The 17,039-nt window shown below is 57.1% G+C and carries 15 protein-coding genes; 13 read left to right on the top strand and 2 right to left on the bottom strand.

Annotated features, from left to right (window positions below; all coding sequences use genetic code 11):
* The first annotated feature begins 24 nt into the window (after positions 1–24).
* From pepN to D2E22_RS06850, 3 genes are all read left to right on the top strand, one after another.
* The gene (gene pepN / locus D2E22_RS06860; RefSeq protein WP_126032359.1) at positions 25–2,646 is read left to right on the top strand and encodes an aminopeptidase N; all 2,622 of its coding nucleotides are present in this window, start codon (positions 25–27) and stop codon (positions 2,644–2,646) included.
* Between the two features lie 228 nt (positions 2,647–2,874).
* Positions 2,875–3,249, top strand: coding sequence for a hypothetical protein (locus D2E22_RS06855; RefSeq protein WP_126032358.1), 375 nt, complete (start codon positions 2,875–2,877; stop codon positions 3,247–3,249).
* 24 nt (positions 3,250–3,273) lie between these two features.
* A complete protein-coding gene (locus tag D2E22_RS06850; protein WP_126032357.1) occupies positions 3,274–3,546 on the top strand; it encodes a hypothetical protein in 273 nt (90 codons plus the stop codon).
* Between the two features lie 197 nt (positions 3,547–3,743).
* Here D2E22_RS06850 and eccB read toward each other — a convergent pair whose 3' ends face one another.
* Positions 3,744–6,344 carry a type VII secretion protein EccB gene (eccB, locus tag D2E22_RS06845; RefSeq protein ID WP_126032356.1) on the bottom strand — a complete coding sequence of 867 codons (2,601 nt, stop codon included), beginning with the start codon at positions 6,342–6,344 and terminating at the stop codon, positions 3,744–3,746.
* A gap of 33 nt (positions 6,345–6,377) precedes the next feature.
* Positions 6,378–7,715 (bottom strand): EsaB/YukD family protein, encoded by a 1,338-nt coding sequence (locus D2E22_RS06840; protein ID WP_126032355.1) that lies wholly within the window; start codon positions 7,713–7,715, stop codon positions 6,378–6,380.
* A gap of 587 nt (positions 7,716–8,302) precedes the next feature.
* On the opposite strand from D2E22_RS06840, the gene D2E22_RS06835 reads away from it, so the two are divergent.
* From D2E22_RS06835 to D2E22_RS06790, 10 genes are all read left to right on the top strand, one after another.
* Positions 8,303–8,614: a WXG100 family type VII secretion target gene (locus tag D2E22_RS06835; RefSeq protein ID WP_126032354.1), complete on the top strand. Its 312-nt coding sequence runs from the start codon at positions 8,303–8,305 to the stop codon at positions 8,612–8,614.
* Between the two features lie 50 nt (positions 8,615–8,664).
* A complete protein-coding gene (locus D2E22_RS06830) occupies positions 8,665–8,958 on the top strand; it encodes a WXG100 family type VII secretion target (RefSeq protein ID WP_126032353.1) in 294 nt (97 codons plus the stop codon).
* 125 nt (positions 8,959–9,083) lie between these two features.
* Positions 9,084–9,560: a hypothetical protein gene (locus D2E22_RS06825; protein WP_126032352.1), complete on the top strand. Its 477-nt coding sequence runs from the start codon at positions 9,084–9,086 to the stop codon at positions 9,558–9,560.
* Positions 9,557–11,224 (top strand): S8 family peptidase, encoded by a 1,668-nt coding sequence (locus D2E22_RS06820; RefSeq protein ID WP_126032351.1) that lies wholly within the window; start codon positions 9,557–9,559, stop codon positions 11,222–11,224. Before D2E22_RS06825 ends, D2E22_RS06820 begins: the two co-directional genes overlap by 4 nt.
* Positions 11,225–11,367: 143 nt before the next feature.
* Positions 11,368–12,774: a TrbL/VirB6 family protein gene (locus D2E22_RS10550; RefSeq protein WP_164518449.1), complete on the top strand. Its 1,407-nt coding sequence runs from the start codon at positions 11,368–11,370 to the stop codon at positions 12,772–12,774.
* Between the two features lie 40 nt (positions 12,775–12,814).
* Positions 12,815–13,165, top strand: coding sequence for a hypothetical protein (locus tag D2E22_RS06805; protein WP_126032349.1), 351 nt, complete (start codon positions 12,815–12,817; stop codon positions 13,163–13,165).
* A gap of 14 nt (positions 13,166–13,179) precedes the next feature.
* Positions 13,180–14,163: a hypothetical protein gene (locus tag D2E22_RS06800; protein ID WP_126032348.1), complete on the top strand. Its 984-nt coding sequence runs from the start codon at positions 13,180–13,182 to the stop codon at positions 14,161–14,163.
* Between the two features lie 8 nt (positions 14,164–14,171).
* Entirely contained in the window at positions 14,172–14,516 is a 345-nt protein-coding gene (locus tag D2E22_RS06795; RefSeq protein ID WP_126032347.1) for a hypothetical protein, read from the top strand.
* A gap of 154 nt (positions 14,517–14,670) precedes the next feature.
* The gene (locus D2E22_RS10545) at positions 14,671–15,732 is read left to right on the top strand and encodes a hypothetical protein (protein WP_164518448.1); all 1,062 of its coding nucleotides are present in this window, start codon (positions 14,671–14,673) and stop codon (positions 15,730–15,732) included.
* Positions 15,732–16,985 carry an FHA domain-containing protein gene (locus D2E22_RS06790; protein ID WP_164518447.1) on the top strand — a complete coding sequence of 418 codons (1,254 nt, stop codon included), beginning with the start codon at positions 15,732–15,734 and terminating at the stop codon, positions 16,983–16,985. Before D2E22_RS10545 ends, D2E22_RS06790 begins: the two co-directional genes overlap by 1 nt.
* Positions 16,986–17,039: the final 54 nt, after the last annotated feature.

The following is a 17,039-nucleotide window of genomic DNA, read 5'->3' as shown; positions in this document are numbered from 1 at the left end:
CAAGCAGAGCAAGCAAGGAGCACTATGCCAGGAGCCAATCTCACGCGCGTCGAAGCGCAGGAACGCAAATCGATCGTGCAGTATCCGATCCGCTACGCCGTCGACCTCGATCTGACGCAGGGCGGCACGACCTTCGTCTCCACGTCGACGGTCGAATTCGACGCGAAGCCGGGGGAGAGCACATTCCTCGACCTCATCGCCGACGAGGTGACGAAGGTCGTCGTCAACGGCGCCGACGTCGACCCGAACGAGGTCTTCGACGACGACCGCATCCAGCTCAACGACCTCGCCGAACACAACACCGTCACCGTGACGGCGCTGTGCCGCTACTCGACGACCGGCGAAGGCCTGCACAGGAGCGTCGACCCGTCCGACGGCAACGTCTACCTCTACTCGCAGTTCGAAGTGCCCGACGCGCGCCGCGTCTACGCCGTCTTCGACCAGCCCGACCTCAAGGCCGTCTTCAACTTCACGGTGACGGCGCCGAAGTCGTGGATCGTCACGTCGAACATGCCGGTGGCCGCCGTCGAGGACCTCGACCGCATGACGATGGACGGCACGCTCGCCGACAAGCCGGCCGAAGCGACGAAGCGCTGGACCTTCGCGCCGACGCCGACGATGAGCTCCTACCTGACCGCGATCTGCGCGGGCCCGTACGCCGAATGGCACACGACCTACGAGAACGAGGACGGCCGCACGATCCCGATGGCGCAGTACTGCCGCCAGGCGCTCAAAGACGACTTCGCGAAGGACGTCGACTACCTGTTCGACATCACGAAGAAAGGCTTCGCGTTCTACGCGAAGACCTGGGGCGTGCCGTACCCGTACGCGAAGTACGACCAGATCTACGTGCCCGAATACAACGCGGGCGCGATGGAGAACATCGGCATGGTCACGATCCGCGACTCCTACGTCTTCTCGTCAAAGGTCACCGACGCGCTCGCCGAACGCCGCGTCGTCACCGTGCTGCACGAGCTCGCGCACATGTGGTTCGGCGACTACGTGACGATGAAATGGTGGAACGACCTGTGGCTCAACGAATCCTTCGCCGAGTTCACGTCGACGCTCGCCACCGCCGAGGCGACCGACTGGAAGGACGCATGGGCGACCTTCTGCTCCGGCGAGAAAAGCTGGGCGCTCAACCAGGACCAGCTGAGCACGACCCACCCGATCGTCGCGCCGATCAACGACCTCAACGACACCTACGTCAACTTCGACGGCATCACCTACGCGAAGGGCGCCTCCGTGCTCAAGCAGCTCGTCGCCTACGTCGGCCGCGACAAGTTCTTCGAAGGCATCAACCACTACCTGTACCGCCACGCCTACTCGAACGCGACGCTCGACGACCTGCTCGCCGAACTCGAGGGCACCTCCGGCCGCGACCTCAAGACGTGGAGCGAGAAATGGCTCGAGGAATCGGGCATCAACACGATCGCGACCGACGTGGCATGCGCCGACGACGGCACGATCGCGACGCTCACGCTCACGCAGAGCGCACCCGAAGCGCATCCGGTGCTGCGCCCGCACCGCCTCGCCGTCGGCTTCTACAATGAGGACGCAGCCACCGGCAGGATCGTGCGCACCGACCGCATCGAACTCGACGTCGACGGCGAGACGACCGACGTGCCGGCGCAAGGCAAGGCGAAGCCGGCGTTCATCCTCGCGAACGACGACGACCTGACCTACACGAAGCTCAGGTTCGACGACGACTCGCTCGCCTTCGCGCTCGCGAACCTGCAGCGCTTCGACGACGCGCTCACCCGCGCCGTCGTCTGGCTCGCGCTGTGGGACATGACCCGCGACGCCGAACTCGCCGCGACCGACTTCATCGACACGACGCTCAGGCTGCTGTCGACCGAAACGGAATCGACGACCTTCCGCTACGCGCTCGCGACGCTTTCGACGACCGTCTGGCACTACACCGACCCGGACAGGCGCGCCGGCATCGCACGCCACGTCGCCGAACAGCTGCTCGCGCTCGCCAAGGACGCGCCCGCCGGCTCCGACATGCAGTTCCAGCTCGCCTCCGCCTACCTCAGCTACGGCGTCGAAGGAGACAGCGCGTTCGCCGACACGGTGCGCGGCCTGCTCGACGGCTCGCTCGTGCTCGAAGGACTCGAACTCGACAACAACTTCCGTTGGTCGCTCGTGCGTGCGCTCGCGTCCGTTAACGCGATCAAGGATGAGGACATCGAGGCCGAACTCAAGCGCCGCGACACGACTGAGAACCGTGAATTCGCCTACGGCGCCCGCGCCGTGCGCGCGACCGCCGACGCGAAGCGTTGGGCGTGGGACCAGGCGCTGCACAACGACGCGTTGACGAACAGCCAGCTCGAGGAGGTCGCGCGCGGCTTCGCCGGCACGCCGAGCCAGGCGCTCGCCGACCCGTATGTGGACGCCTACTTCGACCAAGCGGCATGGATCTGGGAGAACAAGTCCTTCCATATGGCCGAGGCGCTGCTCGAGGGCCTCTATCCGGGCTTCGCCGATCCTGCAAAACTTGTTGAAGCCGGCAACGCGTGGCTCGACGAGCACAAGGACGCGGACAACGCGCTCAAGCGCATCGTTCGCGGCAATGTCGAGGCGTCCGAACGCACGCGCGACGTCGCCGCGTTCAACACGTCGGTCACTGGAACCGAGAACTGAGCGTCCATTCACATGAGGGTGTGTTCCTGAATGACTAGGGGCGCACCCTCGTTGATTTCGCTGTCAGCCGGATGAAATCGTTGATCATACAAGGTATCTAGGGGATTCATCGCAAAGGTGGGATGTGCCGAATCCTCTGGGACTGGTACGCTGCGTAATTGTATTCCCCATGGGTGGGGATGGGATAAAATCCGTGCGTTCGAGCACTATAATTAAAGGAATACATTGATGGCTGCTGAAATATTATCTAATATAATGCTTTTTTTGTTTGCGATTTTAGGTATTTCTGTTCTGCTTTCAAACTTTATGGAACCGGTTCATCGGACTCGAAAAAGCATGCGCGTTATTCAGGAAGGGTATTTACGGGCGGCGGGAATGCATGGTGATCCATCTGCTGATGTCAATGCCATAACGGTGGAACCTTGCGGGAATAGAACTCTGGCTTGGGCTTGGGAGAATGGTTACATGGATTATCTGAGTTCCAGGGGCTTGGCTCCTGATGATAAGGATATGAAATTATTGACCAATAATCCCTATGTCAAGGAAGATGCGACCAATGCTTTGTTGCGTGCCACGCATTCAAGATATAATCACATCAAATAGCGAATATAGAAAGGTATGCCAATAATGAGATCAGCAACAAGGAACACGATACTTGATATATGTCTTTTTTTGTGTTTGTTCGCACTGCTGATGTCGGCCATTTTCTTGCCGAAGTTGTTCAGGGCAAGAAAAGCCTTAAGAATGGGCTATGAGGCGGCGGCCAAAGTGTATAATCCGACGGGCCAAGAAGTGTATGATCTGGATATCAAGCCCAACGTCACTGTGCCTCCTGGCATCATGTGGGATCGAGGGTATAGGGGGGTATTTGAAGAAGCATGGTCTTCCTCTGACCCATGAGGATGAGTGGCGGATGAGGCATAGCCCCTACACGTATCGGGATGACTCGCTGCGCTTCGAGCAAGAGTAGATGTGCCGTCTGTTCCCTTCACCCGAGGGTGTGTTCCCATATATATACATAAATATAAGAGAGCACACCCTCACGAGTGTTTTTCGTCATTCCGCTTCCTTGTTTGTCGTCAAACATGATGATGAGGTCATGAAACGGCGTCTCGCCTGCCGAGAACGATGAATCCCGATACCGCCGCCATAACCAGTGTGCCTATTGCGGATACGCCGACAATGGTCTTTGCTTGCTTATCAGGGTCCTCAACGGCTGTGAGGGTGATGGCCTCATCGGATTGTGCGAGCGCCATTGGCTGGTTTGGCGCCTGTCCTTGTGCATTCGGTCCGCGTAGATTGTCTGAAAGCTGAACCGAGATGGAGCTTATCGGATCGACGACGCCCCACCCTTCCATGTCATCACGCTGATCCGGATGCGGACGGTTCGCCGTCGTGCGGATGCGCTGCCGCCATTGCGCCGGGGTCTCGTCCGGATGGGCTTCGGCGATAAGCGCCGCCTGCGCGCTGACGAATGCCGTCGCATAGCTCGAAGCCGGTGCGTCTTGTGCGAATACGCAATCAACCCCATCCGGAATCGTTGATGCGATGTTCATTCCGGGGGCGGCCACATCCACTTGGGCGCCATGCAACGAGTCGTCGGTGACCTGCAGATTCGTGTTGACGGCAGACACGCCAAGCACTTCCGGGTATGCCGCCGGATAGCGCAACCCTCCTGTGGTGTCGGATGTGGTCTGCCGATTACCGGCGGACGCAACGATAAGCGCACCATGTGATTCTGCGTAGTCGACGGCTTCCCGCATCGCCGGTACGTCACGACTGTCGCTCATTGAGATGTTGATGATATCCGCTTCTCGATCCACGGCAAGATGCACCGCTTCGGCGATGGTCTCGAGCCTCGGGCCTCCCGTGGTCCGCCCCTGCTCCTCCTTGATTGAGTCGAAGACGCGAATCGGCATGATCTTCGCATCGGGGGCGAGCCCCTGAACGGTCGAACCGTCGATTTTCCGCGCTGCGATGATGCCCGCCACAACGGTACCGTGTCCGTACACGTCCTCTGCGCCGTTCGCCATATCATTCTTGAGATAGGACGTGCCGTCCACGATTGCATCTTGAAAATGTGGATTTGCCGTGTTTACGCCGGAATCGATGACCGCGACTGTTACACCTTTGCCGGTCGCATATTGATGCACCGTGCTGTATTCATACAGCTCGTTCGTCCAAGGCTGTTCCGTGACATAGTTCTTGATGCCGGCACGGCATTGTGCATTCGCGGCCGCATTGTCATCGGCTGACGATGTGGCCGTATTCGACTGTGATGATTCGCCTTCGGTGTCATCAAGGCTCGTTGCCGCCGCCGTGCCATTGCGCTCCGGCGGCGAGCCGGCGGCCTGCATGGTGAGTGCTACGCCCGTCGGGAAGACGTCAATCCATGCTCGAGGTATGTTGCGAACGTCGGAACTGGAGTATCCGAGGCGATTGAGCAGCTCCTCATCGGCAGACGGGAGCGGATAGGCGGTTCCGGTGGAATCGATGGCGAACATGGTTCCGTAGTCGGAGTCTCCGATCGATGTGCGGACGAGTGCGCCGCTGCCGCCTTGGAAGCGTGTCCGTGCCGAAAACGTCGATGCGGGCTGCGCATCCGTGGAGGTGCCAGATGGTGAGGCATCCGGAGCCATCGTGACGAATTGAGCATGTTGATGCTCATCCGTGGTGTTCAATGGGAGTGCCGCACACATCTGTTGATTCTCATTGACTGCGGTGAGCTTATGCTTGGGCCAGTCGTCAGGCAACGGGGAGGCTTCTGCGTTCCTGAGACCTTGGAACGCAGTGGTGCCCAATGAGGTCGGGATCGTCTGCAGATCGGTCTTGCCGACCGAATAGAGATTGAATGCGAAATCATCGAGCTGACTGATGGTTCCTTCGGAGGTCACGACGTACTTCGTCTGGGTGTTGTCCGACTGCTGCGTGACGATCGTGCCCGGTTTCACGCCATCCGGCAGATTCGCGGGAAGATGGTCGTAGGACATGGTGAGCGGTTCGAACGCGCTTGCCTCCGTAAAGAGATTGAGCCACTGGATGGGGGCGGAGATACGTGCCGTCTGCGGAACGCCAAGCGCGCGGAGGAACCCGTCGCGCAGTTCGGCGTCCTTGGGAAGATGGTATCTCTTCGAATCGGTGATGAGGTAATCCTCGCCGTCAACATGTGCCACAATCGCTGTATCGGAGGCGGTTTTCGGTAGCTGTTCGGAGGTCAATATGTTGTTGACGCCGTTGATTTGTGCGCAACTGGTCATCGTTCCAGTGACGAGATCATGTGAGGCCGGCAGGGAATCCGGGGCGCCGAGAATTCCTAATGTGGAATCGATTGGTATGCCCGAAAGCTGGTCGTCGTCCACGGTGATGACTTCGAAGTCGGAGGACGGAATCATCAATCGTGCGCTTGTGGCGTTGATGACCGGATGCAGTCTGCCCTTGACGCTTACGTACCGTGCGGCGGAGCTCTTCGTGACGATGAGTTTGTTGTTTTCCCAATTGGAGGGCAGCGACGGTTTCATGTAGCCATAGAAGATGCCGATGATGATGGCGATGACGGTCAATCCGATACCGACGATGACCGGTATCTGGTTCTTTTTGGGAGCAAGTTCACGACCGTCCGGGATGCCGCTGGTGAACGCTGTGACGAGCCGTCGGCGTGAGTAGCTTTGGGCTTCAGAGAGGTCTTTCTTACTGGCCATGTGGTTCCTTATGGTGGAAGATCGAACTGGACATCAGGCCATGATCGCAAGATATGCGAGCGGTAATATGGCGACCAGACAGATGATTTCCGCGGCATCGGCGACACGCGTCGCGAACAGCGATTGCTTATGTGTCAGATAAGTGATGACGATGGCAAGCAACGCGCAGCAAATCAGGAAGATCGTGAGTATCGGCGCATATTGGCCATGTGCCGAAGCGAAGGCCAGACACGTGATGATCAGTCCGGCTCCGGCGGCACCGACGGTGGCGATCATCTCCTGCATGGTGTAAATCTGCCTGGATCCGATGAGCATCCCGAGATACGCCGCGACGCATATGCATCCAGCGAAAGGGGAAGGAAGTGCGGCAAGCAGCGGAGTGGCGATGAGCAATAACGCGGCTGCGGCGATGCGGGCGATGAAGAGCAGCGTGGAACCGAAAACGTATCGAGAGCGAACATCGTTGATATCCACGGCTTCTGGAAGTTCAAAGATCTCGGCTTCGGACTGTGGGCTGTGCACACTGATACGAGAGAATGAAAGGCATATCCAAGGCATCAGATTTCCGATGACCGCGACGACCGCTGCGGTACCGATCCATATTGCGACATGTGCGGAGGGGATGAGCATGCTGAGCGCCGACGGAATCAGGATGACGGTTCCGATGGCGATGGGGATGAGCGAGTAGGGGCGCGTCGACGAGCACAGGAAGGTCTGTGCGATTCCGATGAGGAACAGTCCAAGACAGCCTCCGGCAAGGGCCGCGCCCGCATAGAAGGGTTGCGGATGAAGCGTCATGACCAGCTGGAATCCACCGATTGCAGCAAACACCGCAGCGACAAGGGATGTCGTCAGTGATTGCACTTTGAGTCGCTGTGCATTGAGCGCTGCGCCGAGTGCAATCAATACTATGGCGAATCCGAGCGCCAACGAAGCGGTGAGGATGGACGGTGCGATGGTGGCGAGGATTCCCGCGCCCATGAGCAACATGCCGGTGCTGATGATGAGTGAGGTAATCGTCGTTTGCTCGTTCGTCCATGGCCGATAGACCTTGGCGACACTGTCGCCGACAGCCTCCACGACATCATCGTAGACGATCTCATTATCCTCGAGAACGCCTGGGCGCAATGTAAGTACACCATGGTCGGTGACCTGTTGGGAGGGGAGGTTTTGCGCAGGGGAGAGCGTGCGTCCGTCTTCGGTGACAAGCGTGTAGCCGCCGTGCACGATCGTGGGGTCGAGCGCTCCGAGTTTGCGTGCGATATCCGGAATCAGGTCGGCGACGATGCAGTCAGGCCCGGCATCCACGGTAATGGCGCGGGATTTGTAGGATATGGTCACTTGAATGCGCTCGCGTTCCGGCGCCGGCATGGATGGCTCCTGCATGGGGAGGCCGACGGCGTATGGGGCTGGCACTGGAACGGGTGGAGCGATGGCGTTGTCCGGGCCGATTGGCATTGGAGGCGCTGCTGGGGGCGCGATCGCGGTGGGTGACAACGATGTCATTGGAAAAGGTTGGTTTGGCGGGCACGGTGCCGTTGGTCGTTGTCTTTTCAATTGCTGCCCCTTTGCTCTGATCTCCCAAGCGTCGGGCTCCATTATACGATATATGCAGAATCGCCCGATGAGTATTGTTATGCAGGATATGGACCATTATGACGAGATGTGGATGATATCAGGGAAGATGACTGGTTCTATTTTGAAATGCGCAATGAGCATAATTTGGTGATTCGCGCGTGTATGTGTTACCTTTCCAACATGTCGCATCACCATGTGGCTACCATTAGGGATGGGAGGCGTTGCGGAGCTACTTCGCAATGCTGATCAAACGCTAGTGACAACGTTTCCAGTGCCCCACAAGGGCATAACTGAGCAATGGGGCGCATCCCAAGGGGTTGTCAGGCTGCAATGCTTGGCAAGATGTATATATAGACAGTCTCTAATATTTAGGAGGGATAATGGCTGAAAAGATTGCTGCCGGCGAAGGCGCGCTTGAACGGGGTGCTGTAGCCGTCGATGACGCCAAGGCGGGCATCAAGGGCTATATCGACGACATTGAGGCGAAGATGGGAGAGCTGCGTTCCTACTGGAGCGGCGATGCTGCGACGGCCTATGCGACGCTTATGTCGAATTGGCAGTCGAAGGCCAATGACATCAACAACATTCTCGATACGCTCTCGGCGAATCTGCGTGGAACCGCCAAGGTCCAGGCGGCCAACGAAGAGGAGAACCAGTCGCTGACCAGCAACCTGCAGGCGTTGCTCGGCTGATCGATCACAACAGTTACGGCACAAAACACTAGAGCAAAGAAGGTAAAACGATGGTTGGATCTATTTCCGTCAAGCCGGCGCAGGTGCAGACGCTTGCACAGGACATCATGACCGATTCGCGCGGCATCGATGCGAAGTTCGAGGAGCTTGAAGGGCAGGTGCGTACGCTCATCGGCCAGTGGGACGGCGAGGCGCGCGAAGCGTATTACGATGCGCAGCGCAAATGGAACGCCCGTCTTCAGGAGATGAACCAGATTCTCGCGAAGATCTCGAACGCGACGACGCAGATCGCCCAGCAGTACGTGGACACCGATAACCGCGCCGCAGGCTTCTTCGGCAACTGAGTCGCGATGTGAATGCTGTTTGGGGTGGCACGTTCGATGCGTCACCCCAAACCTTCACTGTTGGCAACGCGTAAGATACCGGTAAATCGTGTCATAGGGACAGAGACAAGGAAGAGGGGCAAGGTATGGCTGAGACGCAACGCATGGATTTTGATGTGATGAAGGCACAGGCTTCGCGCATAGGTGCCGAGGCGTTGAATGTGTCCAGTGGCACGGATTCTAATTGGGACGGAACCGCCCGTAAGAAGTCAAATCCAAATAAACTTGAAGAGCAGTTTAATGAGCAGATGAAGTATTATGCCACTCTGTTCGATGAATCGCGCCACAACCTCAATGCATCTCTGCAGCAGCTGTTCGATGGAATGAAGGATGCCATGGGTGTCTATGCGCAGACCGAGCAGTCGATCACTGGTGCAATGCAACGTGAGGATGGTTCATTGACCGGCGAAACCACCGCCGACGCGCTAAGCAGCCAATTGGATGAAGACGCAAAGGACCAATATCAATACAGACTGAAATATGAACAGATGGAGGATGCTAATTTGACAGAGAAAACCCAAGCAGAGTTCAATGCGCTGACTGAGGAAGCGGATAAAAAATGATGAATCCGACAACGAGGAAGAATAGCGTATATCTGCCATGCGTGGCGTGGTGGCGTCGTGGTTTGGTGGCGGTGTGTGCCTTTGTGGTGGCTGTTGTGTTGGCGTTGGCTCCGTGTGTGCCGGCGTCGGCTGGTGAGGCTGGTTTGTGGTACATCGATGATCTTGGTGTGCGTGATGCGTGGGCTCAGGGGATTACGGGCAAGGGTGTGAAGGTCGCGGTGCTGGATTCGGATGTGGTGTCCGATTATCCGGCGTTGACGGACGCAGACGTGTCATACAAGCTGGTGCTGAAGGAGGATGGGGCCACGCGGTGCCATGCACAGGATCACGAGGATATTGTGTTGACGACGGATGAGCCGTTCAGGAAGAGCTCCGATATTCTGTCGACCCATGGCACGGAAGTGGTGGGCATGATCGTGGGGTCGGGTAAGGGCTATGACGGCAATCCGGGCGTGACGGGGATTGCCCCTGACGCGAGCGTGACCGCCTATCCCATCGATGTATCCAAGTCCAATCTGTCAGACAGCGATGCAACTTGTATGACTGACAGTGGGCGAGGCATAGCCATCAATCGTGTGTTGTCTGCGGCGATTGATGATGGTGCGCGTGTGGTGAACATGTCATTTACTTCAATGCAGGATCCGGATGTGGACACGTATGTCAAGGCGTTGCGCAAGGGCGTGATCATCGTGAACGCTCGTTGGAACACGAATACGCCCGGGACAGATGATCTGGTGGGCGAGCCGATGGATATGACGTATTTCCCCGGCACGGTGACGGTGAGCGCTGTGGGTCCGGAAGGCAAGTTGAGCGAAGGGCCGTCGGATACGAAGGACGGCAACGTGTCATTCGTGGCGCCCGGAACAAGGATGTTGATTCCGAATTCGAGTAACCCCAAGGTATTGAGTGCCGATGGTGAAGGTAATTCATATGCGGCGCCGATGGTGGCGGGGTATGTGGCGTTGGCGATGCAGAAGTGGCCTGATGCGACGGGTAATCAGATTCTGCAGGCGTTGGTGCGTTCGACGAAGAACAACCCGTGGGGTGCGGGCAAGCTTGATCCGGAGCACAGGTACGGGTATGGGCAGCCTGATGTGGCGAAGCTGTTGTCGACGGATCCGTCGCAGTATCCGGACATCAACCCTCTGTTGGAGGCGGCGGTGACCAACAGCGACGCGCATGAGGAGACGCAGGGCATGTACACCGACCGCACCGACCCCATCTGGAAGAAGACGTTGTGGGCGGATACGCAGCCGTTCCCCGACAAGATCAATGTGCAGCGTGATGCGGTGAAGGTCGGTGTGGAGTATGAGCGTCAGAAGACGGCGTGGGCGAAGGTGGAGCAGTGCCGCAAGGACGGCGGTGCCGATTGCATGCAGTATTCGGCGACGGCGACGGCGGATGAGGCGGATGAGTTCGTGCCCAAGGAGGTCAAGCCGGGCTCGTTCACCGAGTACGACTATCTGGGGTTGTCGGGGGATGCGGATGGTGCCGGCAAGGATGGCGCCGCTTCGGCGTCGTCGGCGCAAGAGGCCACGTGGTTGGGGCTGCCGGTGTGGGCGTGGGTGTCGATCATCGTGGCCGTCGTGCTGCTCCTGCTGATCGCCGTACTGGCAATCGCCCATCATAATCAGTCAATCAAACAACAGAAACGAGCGGAGTAGTCATGTCGAATTTCACGGTAAGCTCATCAGCATGCAGTGGGTCTTTTGAGTCACTGTTGCAGGGGTTGGCTGAGACTCCGGAGTTTTCGGTGCCGGATGAGGTGATAAGTTATACGCGTGCAGTCTCTCATGCGAGGGAGACGGTGGAGGATGTGCGTCGTGTGATGGCGGATGGGTCGGGGGCAGACGGTGCATACGCGCAGGCGATTGAGCAATATTGCGTGAATATCGAGCGTATGATCGAGGACCATCATCTGGAGCAGGTGGCGGCAAGTGTGCAGGAGCGCGTGAACTATTACAACGGGCTGATCAAGCAGGCGCAAGCAGAGCATCTGCAAGGCACGTTCCTGACGGCTGCGAATAGTGAATCGATCTTAGGCGCCAGTGAGGATTGTGCTGTGGATGTGCAGGTGCCTGGCTTGCCGCTGGTATGTGGAGTACATGGTCAGCAGGGTTTGGACTATATGAATGGACTGCTTGCACAAGCGCGTGAGAACGAAGCTCATGAAAAATACGACGAGATTATAGAAGCTGCAACTCCTACTAGACAGAATATACATTCTATCGGTAAGGCAGAGAGTGTTGAGATTCCGAAACAGGATCCAGGTCCTATGCCTGTTCCTATTCCTGATGGTGTAGGGGCATCTGCTGGTTCTGCTGGTTCTGCTGGTTCTGCTGGTTCTGCCGGTTCTGCCGGTTCTGCCGGTTCTGCCGGTTCTGTTGGTGTGGCGTTGCCGTCGTTTGGTGCGGCAGGTGCGGCTGCGGCTGCCGGTGTGGCTGCTGGCGTAGCCATGCCGCGGTTGCGTGCTGCCTCGTTCGGTATGCCTTCTTCGTCGTCTTCGGGCGTGAGTGTTGGTGTGCCGTTGGTGCAGGGTGTTGCGGGTGCCGGATCATCGTTGACTGGGGCCGGATCGGGTGGCCACCACAATTCGTATGCTTCTTTGCCTTCTTTTGACGATGCTGCTGAGGTGAGTGGCTCCGGTGGTGATTATGTCTTTGATCCGGTGTCCGGTCAGTGGGTGAAGCGGGATTCGCTTGGAGCATCGGTGGATAGCGCCGGTTCGGTGAATGGTTTCGGCGCTGGTATTGCGGGTACCGCGGTTGGTGCGGGCAGTGCGGTCGCGGGCGCTCGTCTGGGTTCGTCTGCTGTACCGTCGGCGTCGTCAGGCGTGGGGGCGGCTGGTGGTGTCGCGTTGCCGTCGTTCGGGGCGGCTTCTGGCGTGGCCGGGTCGGCTGGTGGTTCCGCTGTGGGGTCGTATTTCGCGAATACGCCGGTGGCTGCGACGGTGACGCCGTCGTCGTCGATTCGTGGCGCGCAGGGCATGGCGGCTGGTTTGCCGCAGTCTACGGTCGCTGCGCAGTCGGCCGCGAAGTCGGGGACGTCGTCGCCTGCGATGATGGCGGGTGGTCAGGGCGCCGGCGCGAACAATGAGAAGCGTGAGCGTCGTGGCATGGCATATGTGGCTCCCCGACTCGAGGATGAGGAGGAGGATGTCATCGTCAAACCACGCGCCGCCATGGCGGGGCACCGCAAGCAAATGGACATCTAACTATTAGACGTTATGGAAATAACAGAGAAGGAAGTGGGATATGAACGATTGGATTGCTTGTAATCCTGAGACGTTCGATCAGGTCAGTGGTTCACTGCGAGAAGGATCGAAAACCTATGAGCGAGCGAAGGATGTGTTCCTTACCTCGTCCTCAGTGGATTGTGGAGTCTTGCTGCAGCCTGTGGAAAGCGCCTATAATGCTGCAGTAATTAATTTTCAGCAGTATCTGACATCCATTGCTGAAATGATGTCCAGTATGGTAATTAGTGCTAAAGATGCTAAGGAGGAGTTTGAGAGGTCGGAAGGTGAGATTAAGGACATTATTCAGGATATCAATATAGAGATACTGTCATCGTTGAATTCGAATTCTTCATTTGACGGAGCTCAGTAGTAAGGAGGTTGGATATGGCTGATGATGATCAGAAGGATCTTTATTTTGGGCAAGATGGGTATGACGAGCGTATACTCGAATCGGGCCAAGTGATAGAGATTGGGAATAACGTATTCAGTCTAGGGTTTGATCTCGCGACAAGTGGCGGGAAGTTGAAGAACACTGACATATCGAATTATGCTAATTTGGCATCATCCTTTGCAAAAGCAAAGGATGATGATGAGGCAGTTAAGCGCGGAGTTGTAAGCAGTTCTCTTGGTCTTATGGAGAAACAGCTTGAATTCTGTAATGATAGTTTGAAGACGTTTGAGGACTTGGAATGGGAAGATTTTGTATCCAATCTTCCGAAGAGTTCAAGATGTGCGCTTACGTTGAAGATAACGAATGCGTATGATAAATTGTCGGCGGGGATAAAACTCTTTGATAGCTTGTGTCAGGCTATAATACATCTCAGTCCAGTGGATGAGTTGATTAAAAAACCTTTCTTTGGGGATTGGGGTGCAATTACAGGTACTTCAGAACAATGGGGTGCGATTGCGCAACAGCTTGTTTCTGCAAAGCAAACCTTGATCGGCGTACAGTCCATTGCATCCAGTGGTGGGTGGGAAGGCAAGGCGCGTGATTGCTTTGACGAGCGCATAGAGAATCTTGCCGATGCTGTTCAGATCGCAGTCGATCCCAGCCGGAAGATGCAAAGTGCTTTGGAGTTGCTTTCGAGCATTGTTGAAAATGCGCTTGATTTGATTATATCTACGATTGAGCAGATTATTGGTTTGCTTGAGCTGCTGATGGGTGAGTGTAGCTTTGGGCCTTTGGGATGGGCTGTGGCGACGGTGACGGCGGCAAGTAAGGCGTATGATGTCTATAATTTATACTGTGATGCTAGAGATATGGTAGAAAAAGTAAGCTCTTTCCTTTCAGACTTCCAAAGTGCAACTGCTAATATTGCAAATGCGCTTAATGATGCGAAAGACATCAGAGACTTGTTTCCAAATTAAGGATTGATATGACCGATGTAACTTTTGAAGAATTTATGAAAAATGGCAATGCCTTGCTTAAGGACATTGCTGAAAAGAAAAAAGAAATCGATGAGAAGGGCGCGCAGGTTGAGGCGATGCGAGTCAAGCAGTCCGAGCGGCTTGCGGTCCAACGCCGCAACGGCGAATGCGGCCGCGCATGGCAGGTGCTCCAGCAGCGCATCGATTTGGGTGAAACCACGGAGCGGGATGTGTATTCGGGCGTCGATGACAGTCCTGAAGCGCAACAGGCAAGGAAGGATATACAGGCGCATATCGACGAGCTCAAGCATCGTCTGCAGGATGAGCCGTGGTATAAGGACCTCGACGAATAATTCTTGCCGTGGATAATCGCATGCTGTGAGGAAAGAGAAAGGAGGAAAGCGCGTGCGTGTGAGAGGGACGGTGCGTGGAAGAAGCGTGGCAGCGTGGCGGCGTGACAATACGCTCATCGCTGCATACGGTTCGGGATTGCTTATATCCGTATGCATGGTGCTCATCGCGTTTCCTGCGTCGGATATGCCCTCGACGGCGCGCTTGGCATACGCCTTCGGCCTCGGTGCGGTTTTCCTCGTGTGCCTGATATCCGTCGATGTGTTATGCGTGACCAAGGCATTGGCGACAAACCGGATCATCCAGTTCAGTGTATTGGGTTTGACGGTGCTTTGTTCGTGCGGCCTGGGCATCGTGATCTCCCAGACCATCGTCGCCACCGATTCGGCATTGCTTGGATTGTGCATGGCCATGGGTTGCATTGCGGTGAACTGTTCGGTTTTGATCTGTTGCTTGAAAGAGCCTCACCTATACGGAGCGGTGTCCATGGTGTGGATGTTGGCTCTTCTTGTATTCGTATCGGTGGCGATCGTCTTCTTGTTTGATTTGCCCTCAGCGGTTGCCGCGGCGACCATGGTGGCATTGGGCGTATACGGCATACAGCTCATGCCGAACCTCGTAGTGCACGTCCCTGACCGGTATCTTGTTCAATGGCGTGATTACATGACGCAGCGGTGGACTGTGCGAGGTGCCATTCCGGAGAACGCCAGGGCGCTGTCCTTGTCTGATGTAGACAAGGACATGTCGCGGTTCTTATCACGCTACGATGCGGGCGTCACGATGTGTGGCATATGCGCGCTGGCCGGCTATGTGATGCTTATCCGGGATATCGACGGCTCCAGTCCTTTGGTGCGGATCGGCATGATTGCATTGTCGGTGGCGCTTATCGTGTTCCTTGAATTGAAGCCACGGCAGTCGGGACGTGTCTTCGAGCGCATGATGATGCGGTTCCTTGGATTGGCCGTGCTGTTGATGGCGCTCATGGACATGGGTACGATGGTGCCTGCCGTCCATAAGGCTGACATGCTGTGGCCCATGTTGGCATGCGTGATAGTGGGCTTGGCGATGGTGGTGGCCATACTTGCGCAGCATGGCGGATTCTATTCGTTGCTGTTGTCTCGCATCGGCGACGGGTTGTGCGTCTTATCCGTGCTGGTGCTGCTTCCTTCGGCGTTTTTCGCGGCAGGAGGATTCGAGTTGCTCAGAGGAGGGATGTGATGTTGCCTCGACAGTCGGACGGCGAGAGATTGCTCATGACGCGTTATGGCGCGGCGTCCGCGAGCCGGCAATGTGCTGCGGCGTTCATCGATCTTCTGCTGCTTGCCGTGACCTCCGTTGCCGTCTATCTTCTGACGCGGAACGTGGCCCTTACGGCGCTTTGGGCATTCCAGTGCGTCGTGCTTATGGCGATTGTGGAAGGGACGCGAGGCGCTACGCCGTCAAAGGCGCTGATGGGGCTTCGGTCCGTCCGCGCTGATGGCTTGGTGCAACCTGCTGCAGGCGTGATGCCCGCTGGAATGAGGCGCATCACGATCAAATACCTCGTATTGATGGGGTGTGGATGCATTCCTGTCATCGGTCTGCTGGTCGCGTTTGCCTCGCCGCTGTTTTCGAAAGACGGCAAGCAAGGATGGGCGGAGCGACTTGCCGGCATCGTGATCGTGGACGTGCATGATGCATCGTTGGTGTCAGTGGAACGAACCATGCGGGGACCCGCTGGACATGCCGATGTGTCCGCAGCCGACGATTCGTTGGATATGCGGCTGGTTCCTGACGCCCAGCACCGCGACTCGGCGGTGAACCGTCAGGTCATGGCGATGGCTGAACGGTCACAGCACGAATTCCCGCAAGCCGTCGCGAAGCATGCAGCGTCGTCTTATCGTCCAGATATGCCTGCGCCGGCGGTTCCTGTGGCACCAATCGCTGTGCCACCGGCACCTGTGGCGCCTACGGCATCTGTGCCTGAAGGCCGGATGCCGAACATTGCCGGAAAAGCTGGTAAGCATGGGCGCAGTCCAATTGCGGCTGAGAAAAAGCCGACCGGCGAGCGACGGGCACATGCCCGCTTGATGGTGCCGGATTTGCCGAGTCGCCCGGCTGGGGACGTCGCTTCGGCGGCACAAACCCCGCAACTGTTGTTGTTCTTCGAGAATGCGCAGGGCATCCCGTTGGCATCGTCTGCAACGATTGTGCTGGGCCGTAAACCACAGAAACAGTCCGCTGGGGATATGCTCATCCCGGTCAAGGACGACACCGGTACGGTCTCACGCAACCATGTGCGCATGGAGATTGAGAACGGACGGATTTGGCTGACCGATTTGGGCAGTACTAACGGCACCCAAGTCATTTGCGATGGGGAGGAAAAGCGTCTTGACGCCCATGTCAGAACGGAAATCAGCAGCGGCACCAGGATTTCACTGGGGGATGTCGGTTGCAGCATCGCGACGTCAAGAAAGGGAACGCGCGCATGAGCGATGAGACGACGCGGCATGAGCGATTGGACGCTCCGCGCGTGCCGCACGGAA

The sequence above is a fragment of the Bifidobacterium castoris genome (genome assembly GCF_003952025.1).
GTDB classification, from domain to species: domain Bacteria; phylum Actinomycetota; class Actinomycetes; order Actinomycetales; family Bifidobacteriaceae; genus Bifidobacterium; species Bifidobacterium castoris.
This window is presented reverse-complemented; position numbering and strand designations above follow the sequence as displayed.